Origin of the sequence: uncultured Sphingosinicella sp., assembly GCF_963974575.1 — a bacterium.
In the GTDB taxonomy this organism is placed as follows: domain Bacteria; phylum Pseudomonadota; class Alphaproteobacteria; order Sphingomonadales; family Sphingomonadaceae; genus Sphingosinicella.
In genome coordinates, this window is the sequence record NZ_CAXBBQ010000006.1 from 101965 (window position 1) to 125947 (window position 23983).

Here is a 23983-nt window from a genome sequence, read left to right on the forward strand (position 1 = left end):
CACGTGCGCTATAGCGCCTCGAACTCGCGCTGCAAGCGTTCGAGCGTCGCACCGGCCCAACGCTCGAACTCCGGGGCTGCCCATGCCCTGTGGTCGCCCTTTGCATACGCGAGCGCGTTGCGGTGGTAGATGAGCGCGTTCATTCGGTTCGCGATCCAGCTGTTGTGGGTGCGGATCACCTTGGCGGGGGAGCCGACGACGATGCTGTTCGGCGGCACTTCCGTGCCGTCGCGCACGAAGGCGTGCTGGCCGACGATGCTGTTGTCGCCGATCACCGCATCGTTGAAGATCGTGGCGTTCACGCCGACGAGGACATTGTTACCGAGCTTGCAGGCATGGATCGTCGCATGGTGCGTGATCGAGCAGTAATCGCCGATTTCCACCGCACGGCCCGGCTCTGCGTGAACCATCACGAAGTCCTGGATATTCGTGAAACGCCCGATCCGGATATGTTCCGCTTCCGAACGCATGACCACGTTGCACCAGACCGAGGACCCTTCCTCGAAACGGATATGGCCGTAAAGCTGCGCCGAAGGATGGATGAACGCCGCAGCTTCGCGGTCGATGACGGATGTCATGCGGACTTGCGATCCCTCATGAACTGGACGAGCGCATCGAAGCCGTTCTTCTGGATATAGGCGGTGAAGTCGGCTTCCTGCGTCAGCGACAGGTTCACGCCGGCCACCGTGAGATTGTCGACGACATACTTGCCGCTCTGGTTCTTCTTCACGGTCCAGATCGAATCGATCGGCTGCGCGCCGTTGTTGCGGGTGACGCGGGCGTAGACGTCTATGGTTCCGCGCGTGCCCCGGGGCACGGTGCGGACAACCTTGAGTTCACTGTCGGCAAACTCGAACAGGTTGTCGGTATAGGTATCGACGACATAGTCCGGGAAGGCGGCCTGATAGGCCTGATACTGCTGCTTGTTGATCGTCCGCACATGGCGGCGGATCAGGCGGTTGCCGATGTCGGTGACCGCGAAGTTCTCCTTGAGCAACCTCCGGAACTGGGCGCGGACTTCATTCTTGTCGTTCGACTTGTCGCGCAGCACGGCATAAGCGCGCTGAGAGAGCTCGGTAATGAAGGTGCCGGCAGCCTTGCCGTTGTCGGCCGGCGCAGTCGTTTGCGCCGCAAGGCTGGCAGCGGGCGTGGCAACGGCCGCCGAGGCGAGAAGAATCGCGAGTGCGCGAATGAACATTTATCAGAACTCCGTCCGCTTGGCGTTCGCTTAGCGAGACGCCTTTAAGAGATAATCGACGACCGCCTTGCGCTCGTCAGGCTTCTTCAACCCGACAAAGGCCATGGAAGTTCCCGGAACCACCTTCCGGGGATTGTCGAGATACGTGTCGAGCTTGTCCGCAGTCCACGTGAAGCCGGCTTTCTTCATCGCCGGGGAATAGCGCGGAAAGCTCTTTTCAGTGCCCGCAGTGCGCCCGATCAGCTTTTTGAGCGATGGGCCCTGGCGCGGCTTTTCGCCAGCCTGGGCAGGGTCCCAGTGGCAGATGCCGCAGCGGCTCTTGAACAATTGCGCTCCGTCTGCCGCTGCCGCCGGACCGGCGATCAACACGGCAAGAGCGGAAAGGGCAACCAAACGGGCAGCGCGCGTTTTCATGTGCGTAGCTTTCTTTTCCATAATGCTGGAATGCACGATCCCCTGTGAATCGGCGATTAATCGGTAATGTTTTTCGGGCTATTGTAAAGAGATGGACCCGCTTCTGCCCTCTCTTGCCGACGTCGAGCGGCTACAGGAGAACGCGAACGCGGATGCCCGCCGCGCGATCGCGCTGAAGCTTGGGCACAGCTATACGCAGCGCCTGTTCGACAACCGCGAACGCGGAATCGCGGACGATATTGTGCGCGCGATCGCCCGTGACGTTGAGGTTGAGGTGCGCAAGGCGCTGGCGCAAACCATCGCTTCAAGCGCCGACATTCCGCAGGACGTGGCGCTTCGCATGGCGCACGACGTTATTGAGGTCGCCGAGCCGATTTTGAAGGCGAGCGACCTCCTCGACGACGACATGCTCGTGGAGATCGTGAAATCGCGGAGCGAGGAACACCGCGTCGCCATCGCCGCGCGGCCCGTGGTGCGGGAGCCGGTTTCCGCGGCGATTGTCGAACATGCCGAAGTGCGGGCGGTGTCGACGCTTGCCGCCAATGCCGGCGCAGACATCGCGGAAGCCGCGATGGCGCGTGCAGTCGAACGCTTCGGCGATGAAGAAGCCGTGGCGATGCCGCTCGCCGATCGCCCATCGCTGCCGCTTGCCATCGCGGAGCGGCTCGTTGCGCTGGTTTCGAGCCGGATCAGAGCCCGGATGGCGGGGGAAGGGGACAGGTTTCAGCAGTTCGCGAAGGGGCTTTCGCAGGTTTCCGAAGGTGCGGCGTTCATACTCGGGGGCGGCGAAACCGACGTGCTCGATCTCATCGCCATGGTCGACCAACTGCACGCGGCCGGAAAACTGCAACCCTCGCTCGTCATCCGCGCCGGGCGGCTCGGCGATCGCGAGCTGATGCAGGCGGTTGTCTCAAGGCTCACCGGGCTTCGGTACGGCCTTGTGGTGGAAGCCTTCGATCAGCCGGACTCGGCGCGGCGGATGCTGCGCGAAGTCGGCCTTGTTCCATCGGAAATCGACGAGGTTGTCCCCGCCGCCGCCTAGGCGAGTTCGGCCGGGCTTTCATCCTCGGCAGGGGTGCCGTTAACGGCTTTGCCCTTGCCGCGAACGGCGGATGTCGCAGACTTCGCGACCTCGGCCGCACCTTCCTTGATCTCGCTGAAGCGCAGCTTGGCGGCTTCCTTGATGCCAAGTTCGGCAAGCTTCGCTTCGCCGGCCGTGCGCGCAACCCGGGCCGCCGTACGCGCCGTCGACGCGAGCTTGTCGCGAACCGGGCCGAGGGCGCGGTTCTCACCGCTGCTGCGCGGCAGGAGCGCGCCGATGATCGCACCGAGCGCCGCGCCCGCAAGCACGGCGACGAGTGGATTCTCGTCGACGCTTTCGGCCGTGCGCTCGCGCGCCTTCGCCGCCTGCACTTTCGCGCGCTCCGAATAATCCGCGGCACGCTCACGCGCCGTTTCCCAGGCGTCATTCGCGTGCTGGCGTGCGGAAGCGAACGTTTCGCCGGCGGCCTCGCGCGCGGCCTGCGCCTTGTGTGTCACCGTCTCGCGCACTTGCTGCGCGGTCTGTTTCACACCTTCCAGCCGGTCCTTGCCCGGCGCTTCGTTGCCGAAATCATCTTCGTACTGGCTCATGGCGGGTGCCTTTCTGCTCTTCCGATGGTGCCGCGCGCCCGCCATCAGACCGGCAAGCGCGCCGACGATGGAGATCGCGCCAAGATTGTCGCTCGCTGCCTTACGGCCGCGTGCAACGAGTTCTGCCCCCCGTTCAGCCGCTGCATCAATCGCCTCGTTCGCGATCGTACGGGGATCGAGCCGGTGCCGGATCTCGCCGACGGTCAGCGCGATCCGCCGCCGCGCCTCAGCGGCTTCCGCTTCATAAAGGGCCGTATTGACGGGGTCGTCTTTCACGTTTCGCTCCGGTGGCGCAGCAAGGATGGGGGCTCAATCACGATCTCAAGGCGTTTGCGCCCTTCAACAAACAAAAGGCACGACGCTCCGGCAGCGATCACGGTGACGATCACCACCGCCAAGAAGAATCCGACATAGGGCCCGAGCAGCACGACGAGCGCCGTCGCAATCCCCATCAGTGCCACGAACGCCAAAGCAACCGAAGCGCTGAGAAACGCAAGCGGCAGCCGCGCCAATTGAAGTCGCCGGGCGATCTTCGCCTCGGCAATGCGGACTTCCGCCTGCAGAAAGTCTCCGCCTTCGTCGACGAGGCGCTCGAAGAGATCGGAGATTTTTACGTCCTGATCGGCCACCCCTGTTGGTCCTCTCAGACTTCAGCGTCGTCGTTGCGGCTGGCCTTGAAGAAGCGCGAGATAATGAAACCGGCGGCCGCTGCGGCGGCGATCACCAGCACCGGCGAACGGCGGACCATTTCGCGCGTGTCGTCGATAATGTCATCGACTGTCTTCTCACGCATCCGCTGCGCGAAGGATTCCACCGAATCTGCGGCCGAATTGATGATGTTCGCGAGCGGCTCCGCCTGCGTGCCTTTCAGCTTGTCGGCGGCTTCGCGCGTGACGTGCGAGACGCTGCCGAGCGTTTCGGCGGCGCGGGTCTTGCCTTCCTCGGCGGCGCTGCGCGCCTTTGTCGAGGCTTCGGTCTTGAACTTGCTGGCTTCAGCCTTGATCGTGGCCAGCCGGTCCGTTTTCGCGGCAACGGGATCGGCAGTAGGAGGCGCGGGAAGAGTGTCGGACATGCCAATTCCTTTCAGGCTTACGGGGGCTGTAGTACAACAATAGAACAGGATGTTGGTTCCGTCGTGGGCAAAAACAAGGCCGCATTGCGACACTGGCAGAACAAGCGGCGTTGCCCCACGCGCCGAGGCTGATTAAGAGCGCGCACGAACGATATTTTCACAAGCCGGAGCGACGCCATGACCGCGATCATCGACATCCACGCCAGACAGATTCTCGACAGCCGCGGCAATCCGACCGTGGAGGTCGAGGTGACGCTGGAAGATGGCGCCTTCGGCCGCGCCGCCGTGCCCTCGGGCGCCTCGACGGGCGCCTATGAGGCCGTTGAGCTTCGCGACGGCGACACGAGCCGCTGGCTCGGCAAGGGTGTCGAGAAAGCGTGCGCCGCCGTTGACGGCGAAATCCAGGACGCGCTGCTCGGCATGGATGCCGAGGACCAGCTTGAGCTCGACAACACGCTGATCTCGCTGGACGGCACACCGAACAAGGCGCGGCTTGGCGCCAACGCCATTCTCGGGGTCAGCCTGGCGGCAGCAAAGGCGGCTGCGGATTCGCGGGGGCTGCCGCTCTATCGGTACGTTGGCGGCGTCTCGGCAAGCGTGCTGCCGGTGCCGATGATGAACATCCTGAACGGTGGTGCGCACGCCGACAATCCGATCGACTTCCAGGAATTCATGATCATGCCGGTCGGTGCCGAGAGCTTCGGCGAGGGGCTGCGCTGGGGCGCGGAAATCTTCCACACGCTGAAAAAGTCACTACACGACAAGGGCCTCGCGACCGCGGTGGGCGACGAAGGCGGCTTCGCACCGAACCTCGCGAGCGCCGAGGCTGCGCTCGACTTCATAATGGGCGCCGTGGAAAAGGCGGGCTTCAAGGTAGGCGATGAGGTGATGCTGGCGCTCGACTGCGCCGCCACCGAATTCCACAAGGACGGCAATTACGAGATGACGGGCGAAGGCAAGTCGCTGTCGTCGGCCGAGATGGTGGACTTCCTTGCAAGCCTTTGCGATCGCTACCCGATCATCTCGATCGAGGACGGCATGGGTGAGGACGACTGGGACGGCTGGAAGCTGCTCACCGACCGCGTCGGAGATCGCGTCCAGCTTGTCGGCGACGACCTCTTCGTGACCAACCCTGCACGCCTCCGCGACGGCATTGCCAAGGGTACCGCGAACTCCATTCTGGTAAAAGTTAACCAGATCGGTACGCTGTCCGAAACGCTCGAAGCCGTCAACATGGCGCACCGTGCGCGGTACACCGCCGTGATGTCACACCGTTCGGGCGAGACCGAGGATGCGACGATTGCTGACCTCGCCGTCGCGACGAACTGCGGTCAGATCAAGACCGGCAGCATGGCGCGTTCGGACCGGCTCGCGAAATACAATCAGCTGATCCGCATCGCCGAGGAGCTGGGCGATGTCGCCACATATGCAGGCCGATCGATTCTCCGCGCAAAATAACGCTTGAATCATTAGGATTCGCGTGATTCAAAGGCGGACGTGAGCGAACCCGTCCGCCTTGTCTCCTATATCCGCTCAGCGTGGCTTCCCGCGCTGTGCATCGGCCTCGTCGCGTTCTTCGGATGGCACGCGGTTGCGGGCGACACGGGCATTCTCGCGCTCGGCGGCTATAAGGCCGAAGAGACGCGCCTTGCGAAGGAAGCGGCCGTTGTCGCCCAGCGCAAGGCGGATCTTGAGCGCAAGGTGACGCTCCTCAATCCCTCGAAGGTCGATCCCGACCTTGCAGACGAACTCGTACGTGAGAATCTGGGCCTCGTCCGTGAGGACGAGTTCGTCATCCGTCTCGACAAATAAGCCATCAAGCGTCTCGCTCGCGCTTGAACTTTACACACGGTCGCACGTATAGCGTCGGTGAAGTAAAAAACTTTACCTTGCGAACCAGAGGAGGGGATCATCGTCGAGCGAACCAAAGAGGCGAAAACATCGCCCAAGCCCAAACCTGCGGCTCGTAAAACAAAGGCTGCGACGTCGCAGCGGCAGTCTGAAGTTCGCGAGGGACTGGACCGGTTGCCCGACTATTCGCCCTACAAGGCCAGCGTCGACGAACTCCTCGATTTCTACCGCCAGATGCTGCTCATCCGCCGTTTCGAGGAAAAGGCGGGCCAGCTTTACGGCATGGGGCTGATCGGCGGTTTCTGCCACCTCTATATCGGGCAGGAGGCCGTCGTTGTCGGCCTTCAGTCCGCATTGAAGGCCGGCGACAGCGTTATCACCGGTTACCGCGACCACGGCCACATGCTTGCCTGCGGCATCGAATCGCGCGCGGTGATGGCGGAATTGACCGGCCGTGCCGCCGGCATATCCAAAGGCAAGGGCGGCTCGATGCACATGTTCAGTGTCGAGCACGGTTTTTACGGCGGGCACGGCATCGTCGCCGCACAGGTGCCACTTGGTACCGGGCTTGCCTTCGCACACAAATACAAGGGCGACGGCAATATCTGCCTCACCTATTTCGGTGACGGCGCGGCGAACCAGGGGCAGGTGTACGAAAGCTTCAACATGGCGGAGCTGTGGAAGCTCCCCGTCGTCTACGTGGTCGAAAACAATCAATACGCCATGGGTACGAGCGTCAATCGCGCGAGCGCGGAAGACCAGCTTTACCGCCGCGGCGAGAGTTTCCGCATCGAAGGCATCCAGGTGAACGGCATGGACGTGCTCGAAGTGCGCGGCGCAGCGCAGATGGCGATCGAATGGGTTCGCTCGGGCAAGGGGCCGCTGCTTCTTGAGCTGAAGACATACCGATATCGCGGCCATTCCATGTCCGACCCCGCGAAATACCGCTCGCGTGAGGAAGTGCAGGCGATGCGCGAAAAGTCCGATCCGATCGAGGCGGCGAAGAAGCACCTGCTCGCCGCGGGTGTCGATGAGGCCAAGCTCAAGGACATCGAAAAGGAGGTGCGGGCCATCGTCAACGATTCTGCCGACTTCGCCGAGCAGACGCCCGAACCGGAACTTTCCGAACTTTACACCGACGTTCTGGTGGGGAGCTACTGATGGCGATCGAGATAAAGCTGCCCGCCATGTCCCCCACGATGGAAGAGGGGACGCTCGCCAAGTGGCTGGTGAAGGAAGGCGACACGGTGAAGCCCGGCGACGTGATCGCCGAGATCGAGACCGACAAGGCCACGATGGAACTGGAATCGGACGAAGGCGGCACTGTTTCGAAGATCCTGGTTGAGGCCGGATCGGACAGCGTTGCCGTCGGCACGCTGATTGCCGTGATCGATGACGGGGAAGGGGATCGCGACGCCGAGGCGCCGCCGGAAAAGACCGAGCCCCCGGTCGCCAAAAAGGCACCGGCTGAAAGACATCCCGAACAGAAGACCGAAGCACCTTCCGGCGCCAAGGCGATTCCAACGCCGCAGCCGGCGATCGCGAACGATCCCGAAATCCCTTCGGGCACCAATCTGCGCCGCATGACGGTACGCGAGGCGTTGCGCGATGCGATGGCCGAAGAAATGCGCACCGACAACCGCGTCTTCGTGATGGGCGAAGAGGTCGCGGAGTATCAGGGTGCCTATAAGGTGACACAGGGCCTGCTCGAAGAGTTCGGTCCGCAGCGCGTCATCGATACGCCGATCACCGAATACGGGTTTGCGGGCGTCGGCACCGGTGCCGCGATGGGCGGTCTTCGCCCAATCGTCGAGTTCATGACGTTCAACTTCGCCATGCAGGCGATCGACCATATCGTGAACTCAGCCGCCAAGACCAACTACATGTCGGGCGGCCAGATGCGCTGCCCCATGGTGTTCCGCGGCCCGAACGGCGCAGCGTCGCGCGTTGCGGCACAGCACAGCCAGAACTACGGCCCGTGGTATGCGAGCGTACCCGGCCTTATCGTGATCGCGCCCTACAGCGCGGCGGACGCGAAAGGCCTTCTGAAGGCGGCGATCCGTTCGCCCGACCCCGTCGTGTTCCTCGAAAACGAGCTGCTTTACGGCCAGAGCTTCGATGTGCCCGAGGTTGAGGATTATGTGCTCCCCATCGGCAAGGCACGGATCGCGCGCGAGGGGAGCGATGTCACCATCGTGTCTTACTCGATCGGCGTCGGCGTCGCGCTCGAAGCCGCGAAGGCGCTGGCGGACGAGGGGATCGAGGCGGAGGTCGTCGATCTCCGCACCTTGCGTCCGCTCGACCGCAGCACTGTCCTCGCAAGCCTCAAGAAGACGAACCGCATGGTCGTCGTCGAGGAAGGCTGGCCGCAATGCTCGATCGCCTCTGAAATCATGGCGATCGCGATGGAGGACGGCTTCGACGATCTTGATGCGCCCGTTCTCCGCGTCACCAATGAAGATGTTCCGCTGCCCTACGCCGCGAACCTGGAAAAAGCCGCCCTCGTGAAGGCTGCCGACGTTGTCGCCGCCGCCAAGCGCGTCACTTACAAGGACTGAACATGCCGATTGACATTACGATGCCCGCGCTGTCGCCCACGATGGAGGTGGGGACGCTCGCGAAATGGCTGGTGAAGGAAGGCGACAAGGTCTCGCCGGGCGACGTCATCGCCGAGATCGAAACCGACAAGGCGACGATGGAGGTTGAATCCATCGACGAGGGTGTTGTGGCGAAGATCGTCGTTGCCGCGGGAACGGAGGACGTTCCGGTCGGCCAGCTCATTGCCGTGCTCGCCGAAGAGGGCGAAGAGGTCTCCGCGCCGAAGGCTGCAAAAGCGGAACCGAAAGAGGCGCCGAAGGCCCCCAAGGCCGAAGAGAAGCCGCAGCCAGCACCCGAACCGGTGAAGGCTGAAGCTCCGAAGTCGGCGGCGCCCGCCCCGGTGGCGACGGATTCGGAAGATCGCGTGAAGGCGAGCCCGCTTGCGCGCCGTATCGCCGAGGCCAAGGGCATCGACCTTGGCGACGTTCAGGGCAGCGGCCCCGGCGGACGCGTCGTGAAGGCGGACCTCGATGGCGGAAAACCGGCTGCGGCCGCGCCCTCAGCCAAGGTCGCTGCACCTGCGGCGCCTGCAGCGTTCGATACCGAGATTCCGCACGAGGCGGTGAAGCTTTCGAACATGCGCAAAACCATCGCGCGGCGCCTTACCGAGGCGAAGCAGACGATTCCGCACATCTACCTCACGGTGGATATCCAGCTCGATGCGCTCCTGAAGCTGCGCGGCGAGTTGAACACGGCGCTGGAGCCGCGCGGCGTGAAGCTCAGCGTCAACGATCTGCTGATCAAGGCGCTCGCCGCCGCGCTCATCGAGGTGCCGGAGTGCAACGTCTCGATTTCGGGCGACCAGCTCTTCAAATACAGTCGCGCTGATATCTCGGTGGCAGTGTCGATCCCGAACGGCCTGATCACGCCCATCATCACGGGCGCGGACGCCAAGAGCCTGTCGGCGATCGCGACGGAGATGAAGGAACTCGCCGCCCGCGCCAAGGAAGGCAAGCTGCAGCCTAACGAATATCAGGGCGGCACGGCCTCCATCTCCAACATGGGGATGTACGGTATCACGCAGTTCGACGCGGTCATTAACCCGCCGCAGGGCATGATCATGGCGATCGGTGCGGGCGAGAAGCGGCCGTACATCGTGAACGATGCGCTCGCCATCGCAACGGTGATGTCGGCGACCGGCAGCTTCGACCATCGCGCCATCGACGGTGCAGACGGTGCACGCCTGATGCAGGCGTTCAAGCGCCTCGTCGAAAACCCGCTCAGCCTGCTGGCGTGATTGTCGCGAACCAGCTCTGGAAGGTTCCCGCGACTGCGATCGGCGGCGCAGCGATTGGAGGATTTTTATTTCTACCGATCGCTGAAGCTGCACGCGCTCTCAAAGAGGGGGATATGTTAGCGTTGTTGGAGGCCCCGTTATTTATTCTGGCCAGTTTGGTTTTAGGGCTGCCGATAATTGCAAACGTATTGCCTTATACTTTTTTAGGAGCGTTGATTGGCTTTTGGCCATCGTGTGTGTTTTTCGGAAGAAAGCGCAAAAGCGATCTCTTCTTGATTTCCATCATCGGAGCCATCTTAGGAGCAGCACTGGTTTACTTGGATCGCTCTTTAAGTTTTCCGAATATTGTTGAGCCAATAGGGAATTACTCGCCATGGGTTGGCGCCATGTTTGGCGTTCTTACAGGTTATATCGGTTGGGTTCTCATGGAACCTCAAAGGATAGGAAGATTTTATGGCTGATACCTATGATCTTATCGTCCTCGGCTCCGGGCCGGGGGGCTATGTTGCGGCGATCCGCGCAGCGCAGCTTGGAATGAAGACGGCCATTGTCGAGCGCGAGCGGCTGGGGGGCATCTGCCTCAACTGGGGGTGTATCCCCACGAAGGCCCTGCTGCGCTCGTCGGAGATCTTCCATTATCTGACGCACGCTTCGGCTTATGGCCTCAGCGCCGAGAAGCCATCGTTTGACATCAAGGCCGTCGTGGCGCGCAGCCGCAAGGTGGCCGATCAGCTGAACGGCGGCGTCAAAGGGCTGATGAAGAAGCACAAGATCGATGTCCACGAGGGCGTCGGCACGCTGACGGGGAAGGGGAAACTCTCCGTTTCGAAGGACGGCAAGACCACGGAGCTTTCGGCGAAGAACATCATCGTCGCCACGGGCGCCCGCGCCCGCGAGCTTCCGTTCGCGAAGGCCGACGGCAAGCGCATCTGGACGTATCGCCATGCTCTGGTGCCCGAAGCGGTGCCGGAAAAGCTGCTGGTGATCGGATCGGGCGCGATCGGCATCGAGTTCGCGAGCTTCTATTCGGACCTCGGTGCCAAGGTGACGGTCGTCGAGATGCTGGAGCGTATCCTTCCCGTAGAAGACGCCGAAGTCAGCGCCTTCATGGAAAAGGCGCTCACGAAGCAGGGCATGGCGATCCACACGAAGACCGGTGTCCAGAAACTGGACGCGACTGCGAAGGGTGTGAAGGCCGAGATCAAGTTCGCGGACGGCAAGGTTGAAACGCAGGAGTTCAGCCATGTCATCGTCGCAGTCGGCATCGTGCCGAACATCGAGGATATCGGGCTGGAAAAGCTCGGTGTGAAGCAGCTTTCCAACAAGCACATCGAGACGGACGGCTACGGCCGCACCAACGTGGAGGGCATCTGGGCGATCGGCGACGTCACCAGCGGGCCGTGGCTCGCGCACAAGGCGATGCATGAGGCGGTGATCTGCGTCGAGAAGATGGCAGGCGTGAAGGACGTTCATGCGATGAGCACGGCCAACATCCCCGGCTGCACCTACTCACGCCCGCAGGTTGCCTCCGTGGGCCTCACCGAGGCGAAGGCGAAGGAAGCCGGCTACAAGGTGAAGGTTGGCAAGTTCCCCGCCATCGGCAATGGCAAGGCGATCGCACTCGGCGAGACCGAGGGCTTCGTGAAGACCGTGTTCGACGAGGCGACCGGCGAGCTTCTGGGCGCGCATATGGTCGGCGCGGAAGTCACTGAGCTGATCCAGGGCTATGTCGTCGCGCGCGAGCTGGAGACGACCGAGGCCGAGCTGATGGGCACGACCTTCCCGCACCCGACGCTTTCGGAAATGATGCACGAAAGCGTGCTCGCCGCTTACGGGCGCCCGCTGCACATCTGATTGAAAGACTTAGGCTGCCGGTGCGAACGTGCCGGCAGCCTCATCGAGCACATGCAGCACGCCGTCGCGAATGGCGAAATAGGCGCCGATCAGCTTCAGCTTGCCTGTGGCCTCGCGTTCCGGGATGCAGGGGAAGGTGCGGAGGTTCTTGAGCGAGACCTTTACCGCCTCCAGCTCCAGCGCATGTTCCACATCGCGGTCCATGCGGCCGCCGTGGTCGTGAAGGATGCGGTCGCGCGCCTCGTCGAGGAGGTCGATCCAGTGGGCGATGAAGCCTCCCGCACCGGCCGGCGCGCCTTTGAACTTGCTGGTGAGCGCGGCTTGCACGCCGCCGCAGCCGCCGTGGCCCATCACGACGACGTTTTCCACCTCAAGCTGCGTCACCGCGAACTCCAGCGCGGCGGAAACGCCGTGGCGGCCGCCGCCGATCTCGAAGGGCGGCACGAGGTTCGCGATGTTGCGGACCGTGAAAATCTCGCCCGGACCCACGTCGAAGATCATGGCGGGATCAACGCGGCTGTCGGAACAGGAGATGATCATCGTTTTTGGGCTCTGGCTCGACCGCAATGCGTCGTAGCGGGCCTTCTGGGCGAGATAGGCACCGCCGCGAAAGCGTCGGTAGCCGTCGATCAATTCATCGAAGCCTGACATGGGAAAGCGGCTAGCCCGATCATGGCTGTCATGCAAGAACTCACGGTTGGATTATCGGGCGTCCGCCGCTATCTAGGCGCGCATGGCAGACGTTGATCCCACACCCGTTCCCCCGATCCGCACCCGCAAGCCGGACTGGCTGCGCGTGAAAGCGCCGACGAGCGTCGGTTTCGCGCAGACACGCAAGCTGATGCGCAGCCTCGGCCTCAACACGGTGTGCGAGGAAGCCGCGTGCCCGAACATCGGCGAGTGCTGGACGCAGAAGCACGCGACCGTGATGATCCTCGGCGACACGTGCACGCGCGCCTGCGCCTTCTGCAACGTGAAGACGGGGATGCCGAACCCGGTCGATCCACTGGAGCCCGAGCATGTCGCGACGGCCGCCGCCGAGCTTGGCCTTGAACACATCGTCATCACCAGCGTCGACCGCGACGACCTTGCCGACGGCGGCGCGACGCAGTTCGTGCGCGTGATCGAGGCGCTGCGCCGCCGCACACCAAGCACCACGATCGAAATCCTGACGCCGGACTTCCGCAACAAGGCGGACGAGGCGGTGAAGCGCATCGTCGATGCCCGGCCGGACGTTTACAACCACAACCTGGAAACCGTGCCGAGGCTCTATCCCACGATTCGCCCGGGCGCGCGCTACTACCACTCGCTGCGCCTGCTCGAACGCGTGAAGACGCTCGATCCGACGATTTTCACCAAATCCGGCCTGATGGTCGGGCTCGGCGAGGAACGGCTGGAGATCCACCAGGTGATGGACGACATGCGCTCCGCCGACATCGATTTCCTCACCATCGGCCAGTATCTGCAGCCGACACCGCGCCATGCGAAGGTGATCGATTTCGTGACGCCGGACACGTTCAAGTCGTACGCCTCACTTGGCCGCGCCAAGGGTTTCGCGCTCGTTGCAGCCTCACCGCTGACGCGCTCGTCGTACCATGCAGGCGACGACTTCGCGAAGCTGAAGGCCGCGCGCCTCGCGAAGCATCAACGCGCCGATGCCTGAACATCGCGAGGTCCGGGTTCTTCCGTACACACCGGAGCAGCTCTTCGATCTCGTCGCCGATGTCGGCCGTTACGGCGAGTTCCTGCCTTGGGTGATCGCGACGCGGGTGAAGTCGCGGAGCGATACGGACATGGTCGCCGACATGGTCGTCGGCTTCAAGGTGTTCCGGGAGACCTTCACCAGCCGCGTGGTGCTGGACAGGCCCCGCCATATCCACATCGACTACATCTCCGGCCCGCTGAAATTTCTTTACAACGACTGGCGCTTCAAGCCCGTCGGGGAAGGGACCGAGGTCGATTTCCATGTCGATTTCGCGTTCCGGCAGTCGATCCTGAACACGCTTGCCGGCGCGTATTTTCACGAAGCCTTCCGCAAGATGGTGACGGCGTTCGAAACGCGCGCCGCCAAGGTCTATGCGGCTACGGGCGCCTCTTCCGTGAGCAACAGTTCGAGCGCGCAGCGCACGGCCTGAAGCCGGATGCCCGTGCGGCCGAGGTCGCCGAACTGCCTCATGTCCGCAACCACGTCTTCCGGGTCCGCATCACGGATCGCGCGGGCGAAGACGACGGTGCCGACGGGCTTTGATTCCGATCCGCCATCCGGCCCGGCGATGCCGGTGATCGCCACGGCGACATCCGCCTCGCTGTGCGCGAGCGCGCCCTGCGCCATTGCCCAGGCCGTGGCGATCGAGACCGCGCCGAAGGTTTCGAGCACATCGCCATGCACGTCGAGCTGCGCTGTTTTCGACTCGTTCGAATAGGTGACGAAGCCGCGCTCCAGCACGGCCGAGGAGCCCGGTATCTCGGTGATCGCACCGCAGACGAGGCCGCCGGTGCAGGACTCGGCAAGCACGACCTTGCGCCCGGCCGCCGCGTTCAGTTCCACCACGCGGCGTGCCAGCGCGAGGATGTCTTCGTCAAACAATGTCACTCTTTTGCTCCCAGCGGGCAAAGTTGCGGGCCGGACGGGGTCTTGCCGGCACCGATACGCATGAAGGCTGTGATCAGGCGCGCGATCTGCGCATCCTGCAGGGGCAGCAAGGCGTCCACGAGGTCGTTGGCCATAGCGCAGTCGCTGGCCGACATGTCCTTGATGATCGCGCTCGCCGTCACGCTCGCGACGAGGGGGCGCATGGCGTCGCTCTGCTTGCGCATCTCATCGGCGACAGCCTTGTCTTCCTGCTGACCCAGAAAATGGTCGAGCACCACCGGCCAGGCGGCATCGCCGCGCGCTTTGAAACGTGTGCGGAGCTGCGGCTGCGCTGCAAGGATCGCCGGGGAGACGGCGGCGTGCCCGGTGCCGCATTGCTCCGCCACGATGGGCGCGACGGTGGCGAGCAGGAAATCGGAAAAGGCGAGGGCCTGCTTTTCGTTCATGCAATCCTTGGCGGTTTCAGCATGAGCACTGGAAACCGCAAGACTCGCCAAGGCCAGAATCAGGACCGGACGTTTCACTTCATCTCCACCGTGCTGAGTCGAATCGAAGCCATGGCCTGGGCCGCAATGCCTTCCTTGCGTCCCGTGAAGCCAAGCTTTTCCGTCGTTGTTGCCTTGATGCTAACCCCCTCGACCGAGAGCCGCAACAGGGCGGCGACCCGCTGTCGCATGGTATCCCGATGCGGAGCGACTTTCGGCGTTTCGCAGATCAGCGTGACGTCCACGTGATCGATGATGCCGCCGCGCGCGAGGATGAGGTCGCGGGCGTGGACGAGAAACTGGTCCGACGGCGCGCCGCGCCACTTGGGATCGCTCGGTGGGAAATGGTCGCCGATGTCGCCCATCGCCGCGGCGCCGAGCAGGGCGTCGGTGAGGGCGTGGAGGCCGACGTCGGCGTCGCTGTGGCCGATGAGGGCGTGGTCGTGGGGCACCTTCACGCCGCAGAGCCAGACATGGTCGCCGGGGCCGAAGCGGTGGACGTCGAAGCCCTGGCCGACGCGGGTGACGAGGCTGGTGGTGAGGATAGCCTCGGCGCGGGCGAAATCAGTAGGGTAGGTGAGCTTGGCCAAGCGTTCATCACCCTCCACGAACGCAACCCTCAGCCCCGCAGCGAGCGCGACCGCAACGTCATCGGTCGCGTCGGGCGCGGCATTGGCTTGTGCCGCGCGGATGGCAGCGTAGCGAAATGCCTGCGGGGTCTGGACGCGCTTCAGGCGGCTGCGGTCCACCTCGCCGTCGGCGTGGGTTTCGCCGGTGCGGAGACTGTCGACGACGGGGAGAGCGGGGACGGCGCCGTCGTTTTCGGCGAGTGCACCCAGCAGGCGGTCGATGACGTCATGCGGGAGCAGGGGGCGGGCGGCGTCGTGGATCAGGACGAGATCGGGCGCAAAATCCGCAAGCGCTTCGAGACCGCGGCGCACCGAGTCCTGCCGCGTCGCGCCGCCGGGGACGGGCAGGGCGCCGAGTCCCTGCGCGGACTCGGCAAAGGCGGCGGTGTCTTCGGGGTGGATGACGGCGACTATGTGCGCAATCCGCAGATGGCTCGCGAGCGCAGCAAGCGAATGGCGGAGCACCGGCTGACCAGCGAGCATCCTGTATTGTTTGGGTACGCCTTCGCCCGCGCGGGAACCTCTTCCTGCGGCAACGACGATGGCGGCGACCCGTGGTTCACTCATGGGCGGCGGCTTTAGCGCAGGCTGTGCTTGCCGAACAGCCCTGCTTGGGCTATGCGCCGTGCCTTATTTTTGGGCAGCCAATGACCGTGCCGAAACTGAAGCCAATCTCGATCGGACCCGTGCGCATCGAACAGCCGGTGATCCTGGCGCCGATGACCGGCGTCACGGACCTGCCGTTCCGCAAGGTGGTGAAGCGTTTCGGCGCGGGACTCACCGTGACGGAGATGATCGCGAGCCAGGCGATGGTGCGCGAAACGCGCCAGTCGCTGCAGAAGGCGGCGTGGGATCCTTCCGAAGAGCCGATCTCGATGCAGCTTGCGGGCTGCGAACCCGGCATCATGGCGGAAGCGGCGAAGCTGAACGCCGATCGCGGCGCGGCGATCATCGACATCAACATGGGCTGCCCGGTGAAGAAGATCGTGAACGGGCACGCCGGCTCCTCGCTGATGCGCGACCTGAAGCTCGCGGCCTCGCTCATCGAGGCGACAGTGAAGGCCGTCGACCTGCCGGTGACGCTGAAGATGCGCATGGGCTGGGACCATGGCAGCCTCAACGCGCCCGAACTCGCGCGCATCGCCGAAGACCTCGGCGTGAAGATGATCACGGTGCACGGCCGCACGCGCAACCAGATGTATTCGGGGAGCGCCGACTGGGCATTCGTTCGCAACGTGAAGAACGCCGTGTCGCTGCCGGTTGTCGTGAATGGCGACATCTGCTCGGTGGAAGATGCGCGCACGGCGCTCGAACAGTCCGGCGCGGATGCGGTGATGGTGGGGCGGGGGGCTTATGGCCGCCCGTGGCTGCTCGGCGAAGTGATGGCCGATCTCTGCGACCACCGCTTCAAGGCGCCGACGATCGAGGAGCAGTATCACCTGATCCTCGATCAGTACGAGATGATGCTGGAGCTTTACGGCACCGATACCGGCGTCAACCTCGCGCGCAAGCACATCGGCTGGTATACCAAAGGAATGCACGGCTCGGCCGAATTCCGGAACAGCGTCAATCAAGTCGGCGATCCCGCGCGGGTCAAGGCCATGCTGCGCGATTTCTACGCGCCCTGGCTTGCCCGGGCGGCCGCTTGACATGGTCACAGTGCCAGCGGTTCCACTGGTGCTCCCGCCATCGGCCGAAGACCTGCTCGCCAGCCTGCCGATCCCGATCGTCCTCATTGACGCAAACGGTGCGCCCGCGCGGATGAATACGGCTGCCGAGGACATGTTCAACCTCAGCGAGCCTGCGCTCGTCGACCGCGGCTGGGGTGCGATCTTCCCGGAAGACAGCGCCGTGCGCGCCGTGCTGTTCGAGGCGGTCGTCACCGGCGGCGAGTTCGCGGCCTACGACCTCGAAATCGCATTCATCGGTGGGCGCCGCGTGACCGCCGACCTGCTGGTTTCGCCCGTGCCGGATTCGCCCGGCTGGTCGACGCTGGTCTTCCAGCGGCGCGCGGCGGCGACGATGGTGAACCGCCAGCGTGAGCAAGTGGGCGCGGCGAAGACTGCGGTGGGCGTCGCGGCAATGCTGGCGCACGAAATCAAGAATCCGCTTTCGGGCATTCGCGGCGCCGCGCAGCTTCTGGCCCAGGACGGCGACCCCGAACTTACCGATCTTATCTGCACCGAAGTCGATCGCATCAGCACGCTGATCGACTCGATGGAGGAATTCACCGACACGCGACCGCTGAAGCGGCAGCCGGAAAATATCCACCTGATCCTCGGCCACGTCCGCCGCCTCGCCGAGCACGGCTTCGCGCGTGATGTAGAGTTCGAAGAAGACTATGATCCTTCGCTGCCGGACGTGGACGGCGACCGCGATGCGCTCATTCAAATATTCGTCAATCTTGTGAAGAATGCGAGTGAAGCGACTGGGAATAAAGGCAAGATACGCCTGCGCAGTGCCTATAGACACGGCCTCAAGGTCGCGGTGAAGGGCTCCAAGCGGCGCATGTCGGTGCCCATAGAGGTCTGCGTGATCGACGATGGCCCCGGCGCCCCTGCCGACGTCGCCGAGCACCTGTTCGATCCGTTCGTCTCGTCGAAGCCCGGCGGCACAGGGCTCGGCCTCGCGCTCGTCGCGAAGCTTGTCGGCGACCACGGCGGGCTCATCGAGTACGACCGGCACAACAATCCGCCGCGCACGATCTTCCGCGTGCTGCTGCCGACGGCGGGCACCCAGTGAGCCGCACGGGTACGATCATCGTCGCCGACGACGACGCCGCGATCCGCACTGTCGTGCGGCAGGTCCTGGTGCGTGCGGGCCATGAGGTCCGCACGACGGACACGGTTGCAGGCCTCTGGCAGCTGATCGAAGCGGGGGTGGGGGACGCGGTGATCACCGACGTCGTGCTGCCCGACGCCGACGGGCTCGATGCCGTGCCGCGCATCCTCGCGCGCCGCCCCGGCCTCCCCGTGATCGTGATGAGCGCGCAGAACACGTTGGCGACGGCGGTGCGCGCAACAGAAAACGGTGCGTTCGAATACCTGCCGAAGCCCTTCGATATCAATAAGCTGTCAGCCGTTGTTTCCGCTGCACTCGAACAGTCTCAAGCGCCCGCACGCAAGGCGGCGGCGAAAGAGGAAGGGGACGGCCTGCCGCTCATCGGGCGTTCTTCCGCAATGCAGGAGGTGTACCGCACGATCGCGCGTGTCGTGCCCACCGACCTCACCGTGCTCATCCTCGGCGAATCCGGCACCGGCAAGGAGCTGGTGGCGAAGGCGCTGCACGACCTCGGTTCCCGGCGGACGGGGCCGTTCGTGGCCGTCAACATGGCGGCGATCCCGCGCGAACTCATCGAATCCGAACTCTTCGGGCACGAACGCGGTGCCTTCACAGGCGCGCAGGCCCGCGCGATCGGGCGCTTCGAGCAGGCACAGGGCGGCACATTGTTCCTCGACGAGATCGGCGACATGCCGATGGAGGCGCAAACGCGGCTACTACGCGTGCTCCAATCCGGCGAGTTCACAACCGTTGGCGGCATGAGGCCGATTAAGGCCGACATCCGCATCGTTTCCGCGACGAACAAGGATCTGCGCCGCCTTGTCGATGCCGGGCTGTTTCGCGAAGACCTGTTCTACCGGCTGAATGTGGTGCCGCTGCACCTACCGCCGCTCAGGAGCCGCGTCGACGACATCGCCGAGCTGGCAACACATTTCCTGCGCCGCGCCGAGGCGGAAGGGCTGCCGGCGAAAACACTCGAACCCGAGGCGATCCTGCGCCTTCAGGCGCACGATTGGCCAGGAAACGTCCGCGAGCTTGAAAACCTCATGCGGCGCTTCGCGGCGCTTGAACGCTCTGACGTCATTTCCGCGTCGAGCGTGGAAGAGGCGCTCCGCAGCGAGCGTGTTCCCGCCGGACGTGCGGAGAGCGACAATCGCGGCCTTGCAGGTTCGGTCGAAGCGCACCTGGCTCGCTATTTCGATACGTTCGGGGACGATCTACCCCCGGATGGGCTTTATGAGCGGGTCCTCGCGGAACTCGAAAAGCCGCTGCTGTTGCTGAGCCTTGCGGCGACGCGCGGCAACCAGATCCGAGCAGCGAAACTGCTGGGCATCAACCGCAACACGCTGCGAAAAAAGCTGAACGATCGCGGCATCGATGCCGTGGCGCTGCGTCCCGCCGGCCCGCCGGTCGGCCGTTCAGGCTGAAGTCATCCAAAAATTGTTACCGCCCCGCCGCTACTGTGTATTTGCGGCAACAGGCAAAGTGGTTAAAGCTTCATCCGTATGTCTGCGACCATATCCGTGAAGCCAGCAACGCCGCATCGCAGGCTGCGTCGCCGCATAAGCCGGTGGGTGTCGCGCGTCGATCTCTATCCGCGCCTCGAAATCGCGCTCGGATTGATCGCTGTCGCTGTAGGCTGCGCGAGTTATTTCGCGCTTACCGACACGTTCCTCACCGCTGCCAATACGCCTTCGGGGCGCACGATCCTGCTCGTCGCGAACCTGGTGCCGCTGATGGCGCTGCTCGTGCTGATCGGCCGCCGCTTCGTGATCCTGCGCGTGAACCGGCGGCGCGGGCTTGCCGGCGCGCGGATGCACGTACGCATGGTGGCGCTGTTCTCGGCAATCGCGGCGATCCCGACGCTGCTTGTCGTGGTGTTCGCTTCGCTGCTTTTCCAGTTCGGCACGCAGTTCTGGTTCTCAGACAACGCCCGCACCGTCCTTGAGAACGCCGAGCAGGTCGCGCATTCCTACGTCGCCGAGAACCGACAGCGCATCGTGGCCGACATCGAGGCGATGGGCACGGACGTTTACGAGTATGCGAACAGTTATGGCGTCGATTCCGCCGGCTTCGCAGAAGGGCTCGCGTTTCAGGTCGCTGCGCGCAACCTGACCGAGGCGAGCGTCTTCACGCTGAACGGTGAGGATTATCATATCTATGCATCGGTCGGCATGACCGGCACGCCGCTTGCGCAGCGCATCCTGCCTACGGACATCGCGCGGGCCCGATCAGGCCGGGCGAGCGTGCTCGCGACCGCTTCGGACCGCGTGGAGGCGATCGTCCGCATCGATCCGCTGCTCGAACGCTACGTTTATGTCAGCCGCAGCGTCGACCCTGCCGTGCTCCAGTCCGCGCAGCGGGCGGAGGGGGCAATGAACGAGTATGACGCGCTGCTCGCGCGCTCCAAGAGCCTGCAATGGCAGTTCAATCTCGCGCTGTTCGTGATCGCCCTGCTGATCCTTGCCGCCGCCATCCTTTCGGCGCTGTGGCTCGCCAACCGGCTGGTGGCGCCGATCGGACGGCTTGTGCGCGCCGCCGAGAGGGTGGGGGCGGGCGATCTGGCCGCGCGCGTACCCGTTCGCAATAGCCCGGACGAGGTCGGCACGCTGGCGCGCACCTTCAACCGCATGACGCGGCAATTGCAGGCGCAGACGAGCGCGCTTGTTTCGGCGAACGAACAGCTCAATGCCCGTCGCCAGTTCACCGAGGCGGTGCTCTCCAGCGTGTCCGCAGGCGTCATCTCCATTGATGAAGATGGGCATATCCGCCTCGTCAGCCATTCCGCGGCGGATCTCCTCGAAATGAGCGAAGATGCGCTCGGCGGCATGACCATCGAAGAGGCGGTGCCGGAGTTTTCAGCGCTTTTGGAGGAGACGCGCGCGTCGGGCCAAGCATCCGGCCAAGTCCGCATCGCGCGCGGCAACGACGTGCAGACGCTGCTCGTGCGCATGGGCGGGGTTTCGGGCGGCAGCCAGGGTTATGTGATCACCTTCGACGACATCACGCAGCAGCTCGCCGACCAGCGGCGTGCAGCGTGGGCGGACGTGGCACGGCGTATCGCGCACGAGATCAAGAACCCGCTGACGCCGATCCAGCTTTCCGCAGAGCGACTGCAGCGGCGCTATGGCAACAAGATCGAGGAGGGGGCGGATACGTTCCGCAGCCTCACCGAGACGATCGTGCGGCAGGTGGGCGACCTTCGCCAGATGGTGGACGAATTCTCGTCCTTCGCGCGGATGCCGAAACCCGTGTTCAGACCGGAATCACTGCTCGATATCGCGCGGCAGGCCATCTTCCTGCAGGAGGTCGCGCACAGCGATTTCGACTATGAGATGGATGTCGCGTCTGAGCTGCCGGCGTTTATTTGCGACCGCCGCCAGATCGCGCAGGCGCTTACCAACCTCCTCAAGAACGCAGCCGAGTCGGTCGCGGCGCGCTGCAAGGACGGGGATGTGCAGGGCAGCATCAGGCTCACCGCGCGCCTCGCCGAACCGGAAACGCTGGTGGTGACGGTGACGGACAACGGCATCGGCCTTCCCGCAAACCAGCGCGACCGGCTGACCGAACCCTATGTGACGACGCGCGTGAAGGGCACCGGCCTTGGCCTTGCGATCGTCAAGAAGATTGTGGAGGAGCACGACGGCGTGCTCGATCTGCGTGACGCGGAAGGCGGCGGCGCCTCCGCGGTGATGAGTTTCGATCTGGCCGCCCTGCAGGCCCATGTCTCGCAGGAACCGGGCGTTCCGGAAAAAGTCGCAGTTCAGCAAAGGTAGATGTGTGGCGCTTGATATTCTGATCGTCGACGATGAAGCCGATATCCGGGAACTGATCGCAGGTGTCCTCGATGACGAGGGCTATGAAACGCGCACCGCGGGAGACAGCGACAGCGCCCTCGCTGCGCTTAGCGAGCGACTGCCGAGCCTGCTCGTGCTCGATATCTGGCTGCAGGGATCGAAGCTTGACGGCATCGAGCTTCTGGAGGTCGTTAAGCAGCGCAATCCGGGGCTTCCCGTGATCATGATCTCGGGCCACGGCAACGTCGAGACGGCGGTCGCGGCGATCAAGCGCGGGGCTTATGACTTCATCGAGAAGCCATTTCAGGCGGACCAGCTGATCCACACGGTGGAGCGCGCGACCGAGGCAGAGCGGTTGCGCCGCGAGAACGAGGAACTGCGCTCGCGCGCCGGCATTGAAGACGAGATCACCGGCTCGTCTGCGATGATCAACGGCGTTCGCGCGACGCTGAAGCGTGTTGCGGCAACGGGTAGCCGCGTGCTGATCGACGGCCCTCCGGGCTCCGGCAAGGAAGTGGCCGCACGCTTGCTCCACCAGTGGTCGCCGCGTGCGAACAGCGCATTCGTGGTCGTCGCCGCCGCGCGCCTCCACCCCGACCGCTTCGAGGAGGAACTGTTCGGCGTCGAGGAGGACGGCCAGCCCGTGCGCATCGGCCTCTTCGAGCAGGCACACGGCGGCACGCTGTTCCTCGACGAGGTCGCGGACATGCCGCTTGCGACACAGGCGCGTATCCTGCGCGTGCTCACCGAGCAGATGTTCCAGCGTGTGGGCGGCGCGCGCAGCGTGAAGGTCGATGTTCGCGTCGTCAGCAGCACGTCGCGCGATCTCGCCGGGGAAATCGCAGCCGGGCGCTTCCGCGAAGACCTGTTCTACCGCCTCAGCGTCGTCCCCGTGCACCTGCCGCCGCTTTCGGAGCGCCGCGAGGACATCGGCGAGCTCGCCGAGTACTTCCTTGCCAAGCTTTCGGCGGAGCGTCGGATTCCGACCCCCCGACTCAGCGACGATGCCATGGCCGCACTGCAGACTTACGACTGGCCGGGCAATGTCCGCCAACTCCGGAACATCATCGAGCGCACGCTGATCCTGACACCGCCCGAGCGGGCGCAGCGTGTCGAGGTGGACATGCTGCCGTCGGAGATCATCGCCGAACCGGCAAAATTGATGCCGAACGAGGCGGTGCGATCGATTATGGGCACACCGCTGCGCGAGGCGCGAGAATCGTTCGAACGCGAGTATTTGCGCGTTCAAATTCGTCGTTTTTCGGGAAACATCTCGCGAACAGCTGTATTTATCGGCATGGAACGCTCGGCGCTGCACCGAAAGCTGAAGGCGCTTGGTCTCTCCGATCCCGGAAAAGCAGACGAGGAAGTAAATTCCGACACTTGACGGGAAGCGCCTGACCCCCAAATAGTGTGCCCGCGCCTACGGCAATCGGGCGCAGTGTAAAAGGATTCGAGGGGGACATGGCAGACAAGGCCAATAACTTGCAGGACGTGTTCCTGAACGCGGTCCGTAAGAGCAAGACGCCGGTGACGATGTTTCTCGTAAACGGCGTAAAACTGCAGGGTGTCATCACCTGGTTCGATAATTTTTCGGTTCTGCTTCGCCGTGATGGTCATTCGCAGCTTGTTTACAAGCACGCGATTTCCACGATCATGCCGGCAAGCCCCGTTCAATTGTTTGAGCCCGAGAAAGACGGCGACGACGATTGACCGACCCTGACGCCGGAACCCCGCCACAATCCGGGGGCAGACGGCGTAAGCAGTTCCACAGTTTCGGAGCGCATGATGACGTGCGCGGCGTCAGCGTGGGCACGAAGGCGCTCGTCATCGTGCCCGATA

26 protein-coding genes are annotated in these 23983 nt (G+C 63.8%); 16 read left to right on the forward strand and 10 right to left on the reverse strand.

All coding sequences use genetic code 11. The features are described from left to right. Positions 1-8 precede the first annotated feature (8 nt). The 3 genes from AAC014_RS12320 to AAC014_RS12330 are packed head-to-tail and all read right to left on the reverse strand — an operon-like array spanning position 9 to position 1612. Positions 9-578, reverse strand: a complete 570-nt coding sequence (locus tag AAC014_RS12320; RefSeq protein WP_339708908.1) for a gamma carbonic anhydrase family protein — start codon at positions 576-578, stop codon at positions 9-11. Continuing rightward, on the reverse strand, positions 575-1198 hold the full coding sequence (locus AAC014_RS12325) for an ABC transporter substrate-binding protein (protein ID WP_339708910.1): 624 nt from the start codon (positions 1196-1198) through the stop codon (positions 575-577). The genes AAC014_RS12320 and AAC014_RS12325 overlap by 4 nt, the downstream gene beginning before the upstream one ends. Before the next feature lie 30 nt (positions 1199-1228). Further along, a complete protein-coding gene (locus tag AAC014_RS12330; protein ID WP_339708912.1) occupies positions 1229-1612 on the reverse strand; it encodes a c-type cytochrome in 384 nt (127 codons plus the stop codon). Positions 1613-1703: 91 nt separating this feature from the next. Between AAC014_RS12330 and AAC014_RS12335 the strand changes: the two genes are divergently transcribed. After that, entirely contained in the window at positions 1704-2654 is a 951-nt protein-coding gene (locus AAC014_RS12335) for a DUF2336 domain-containing protein (protein ID WP_339708914.1), read from the forward strand. Here the strand turns inward: AAC014_RS12335 and AAC014_RS12340 are convergent. The 3 genes from AAC014_RS12340 to AAC014_RS12350 are packed head-to-tail and all read right to left on the reverse strand — an operon-like array spanning position 2651 to position 4316. Then, positions 2651-3520, reverse strand: coding sequence for a hypothetical protein (locus AAC014_RS12340; protein ID WP_339708916.1), 870 nt, complete (start codon positions 3518-3520; stop codon positions 2651-2653). The two genes, AAC014_RS12335 and AAC014_RS12340, sit on opposite strands and share 4 nt — an antisense overlap. Next, positions 3517-3873 carry a phage holin family protein gene (locus AAC014_RS12345; RefSeq protein ID WP_339708918.1) on the reverse strand — a complete coding sequence of 119 codons (357 nt, stop codon included), beginning with the start codon at positions 3871-3873 and terminating at the stop codon, positions 3517-3519. Before AAC014_RS12345 ends, AAC014_RS12340 begins: the two co-directional genes overlap by 4 nt. A gap of 14 nt (positions 3874-3887) precedes the next feature. Beyond that, positions 3888-4316, reverse strand: a complete 429-nt coding sequence (locus AAC014_RS12350; RefSeq protein WP_339708920.1) for a hypothetical protein — start codon at positions 4314-4316, stop codon at positions 3888-3890. Between the two features lie 177 nt (positions 4317-4493). Here AAC014_RS12350 and eno point away from each other — a divergent pair, with 177 nt between their 5' ends. The 7 genes from eno to lpdA all read left to right on the forward strand — a co-directional run bounded on the left by eno (position 4494) and on the right by lpdA (position 11856). Next, positions 4494-5774 carry a phosphopyruvate hydratase gene (gene eno, locus AAC014_RS12355; protein WP_339708922.1) on the forward strand — a complete coding sequence of 427 codons (1281 nt, stop codon included), beginning with the start codon at positions 4494-4496 and terminating at the stop codon, positions 5772-5774. Positions 5775-5813: 39 nt separating this feature from the next. Next, positions 5814-6128: a septum formation initiator family protein gene (locus tag AAC014_RS12360; RefSeq protein WP_339708924.1), complete on the forward strand. Its 315-nt coding sequence runs from the start codon at positions 5814-5816 to the stop codon at positions 6126-6128. Between the two features lie 213 nt (positions 6129-6341). After that, positions 6342-7328, forward strand: coding sequence for a pyruvate dehydrogenase (acetyl-transferring) E1 component subunit alpha (pdhA, locus tag AAC014_RS12365; RefSeq protein WP_339708926.1), 987 nt, complete (start codon positions 6342-6344; stop codon positions 7326-7328). After that, a complete protein-coding gene (locus tag AAC014_RS12370; RefSeq protein ID WP_339708928.1) occupies positions 7328-8725 on the forward strand; it encodes a pyruvate dehydrogenase complex E1 component subunit beta in 1398 nt (465 codons plus the stop codon). The genes pdhA and AAC014_RS12370 overlap by 1 nt, the downstream gene beginning before the upstream one ends. A 2-nt stretch (positions 8726-8727) precedes the next feature. Further along, positions 8728-10002, forward strand: coding sequence for a pyruvate dehydrogenase complex dihydrolipoamide acetyltransferase (locus AAC014_RS12375; RefSeq protein ID WP_339708930.1), 1275 nt, complete (start codon positions 8728-8730; stop codon positions 10000-10002). Continuing rightward, positions 9999-10463 carry a hypothetical protein gene (locus tag AAC014_RS12380; RefSeq protein ID WP_339708932.1) on the forward strand — a complete coding sequence of 155 codons (465 nt, stop codon included), beginning with the start codon at positions 9999-10001 and terminating at the stop codon, positions 10461-10463. Before AAC014_RS12375 ends, AAC014_RS12380 begins: the two co-directional genes overlap by 4 nt. Next, on the forward strand, positions 10456-11856 hold the full coding sequence (lpdA, locus tag AAC014_RS12385) for a dihydrolipoyl dehydrogenase (RefSeq protein ID WP_339708934.1): 1401 nt from the start codon (positions 10456-10458) through the stop codon (positions 11854-11856). The genes AAC014_RS12380 and lpdA overlap by 8 nt, the downstream gene beginning before the upstream one ends. A gap of 9 nt (positions 11857-11865) precedes the next feature. On the opposite strand, the gene AAC014_RS12390 is transcribed toward lpdA, so the two are convergent. Beyond that, entirely contained in the window at positions 11866-12507 is a 642-nt protein-coding gene (locus AAC014_RS12390; protein WP_339708936.1) for a carbonic anhydrase, read from the reverse strand. An 82-nt stretch (positions 12508-12589) separates the two neighbouring features. Between AAC014_RS12390 and lipA the strand changes: the two genes are divergently transcribed. Then, positions 12590-13519 (forward strand): lipoyl synthase, encoded by a 930-nt coding sequence (gene lipA, locus AAC014_RS12395; RefSeq protein ID WP_339708938.1) that lies wholly within the window; start codon positions 12590-12592, stop codon positions 13517-13519. Further along, positions 13512-13991: a type II toxin-antitoxin system RatA family toxin gene (locus AAC014_RS12400; RefSeq protein ID WP_339708940.1), complete on the forward strand. Its 480-nt coding sequence runs from the start codon at positions 13512-13514 to the stop codon at positions 13989-13991. The genes lipA and AAC014_RS12400 overlap by 8 nt, the downstream gene beginning before the upstream one ends. Here the strand turns inward: AAC014_RS12400 and AAC014_RS12405 are convergent. From AAC014_RS12405 to AAC014_RS12415, 3 genes are read right to left on the reverse strand one after another with little or no spacing between them, the layout of a single operon-like run. Continuing rightward, a complete protein-coding gene (locus AAC014_RS12405) occupies positions 13931-14449 on the reverse strand; it encodes a CinA family protein (RefSeq protein ID WP_293777545.1) in 519 nt (172 codons plus the stop codon). The two genes, AAC014_RS12400 and AAC014_RS12405, sit on opposite strands and share 61 nt — an antisense overlap. Then, positions 14446-14973, reverse strand: coding sequence for a hypothetical protein (locus AAC014_RS12410; RefSeq protein ID WP_339708943.1), 528 nt, complete (start codon positions 14971-14973; stop codon positions 14446-14448). Before AAC014_RS12410 ends, AAC014_RS12405 begins: the two co-directional genes overlap by 4 nt. Next, a complete protein-coding gene (locus AAC014_RS12415; protein ID WP_339708945.1) occupies positions 14970-16130 on the reverse strand; it encodes a bifunctional 2-C-methyl-D-erythritol 4-phosphate cytidylyltransferase/2-C-methyl-D-erythritol 2,4-cyclodiphosphate synthase in 1161 nt (386 codons plus the stop codon). The genes AAC014_RS12410 and AAC014_RS12415 overlap by 4 nt, the downstream gene beginning before the upstream one ends. 80 nt (positions 16131-16210) lie before the next feature. Between AAC014_RS12415 and dusB the strand changes: the two genes are divergently transcribed. The 6 genes from dusB to hfq all read left to right on the forward strand — a co-directional run bounded on the left by dusB (position 16211) and on the right by hfq (position 23854). Further along, positions 16211-17212, forward strand: coding sequence for a tRNA dihydrouridine synthase DusB (gene dusB, locus AAC014_RS12420; RefSeq protein ID WP_339708947.1), 1002 nt, complete (start codon positions 16211-16213; stop codon positions 17210-17212). A gap of 1 nt (position 17213) precedes the next feature. Next, entirely contained in the window at positions 17214-18305 is a 1092-nt protein-coding gene (locus AAC014_RS12425; RefSeq protein ID WP_339708949.1) for an ATP-binding protein, read from the forward strand. Beyond that, entirely contained in the window at positions 18302-19771 is a 1470-nt protein-coding gene (gene ntrC / locus AAC014_RS12430) for a nitrogen regulation protein NR(I) (protein WP_339708951.1), read from the forward strand. The genes AAC014_RS12425 and ntrC overlap by 4 nt, the downstream gene beginning before the upstream one ends. Before the next feature lie 78 nt (positions 19772-19849). Then, positions 19850-22120, forward strand: a complete 2271-nt coding sequence (locus tag AAC014_RS12435; RefSeq protein WP_339708953.1) for a PAS domain-containing sensor histidine kinase — start codon at positions 19850-19852, stop codon at positions 22118-22120. A 4-nt stretch (positions 22121-22124) separates the two neighbouring features. Next, positions 22125-23528, forward strand: coding sequence for a sigma-54 dependent transcriptional regulator (locus tag AAC014_RS12440; RefSeq protein WP_339708955.1), 1404 nt, complete (start codon positions 22125-22127; stop codon positions 23526-23528). Positions 23529-23605: 77 nt separating this feature from the next. Continuing rightward, positions 23606-23854 (forward strand): RNA chaperone Hfq, encoded by a 249-nt coding sequence (hfq, locus tag AAC014_RS12445; RefSeq protein WP_121048858.1) that lies wholly within the window; start codon positions 23606-23608, stop codon positions 23852-23854. The last annotated feature ends 129 nt before the right edge of the window (positions 23855-23983 follow it).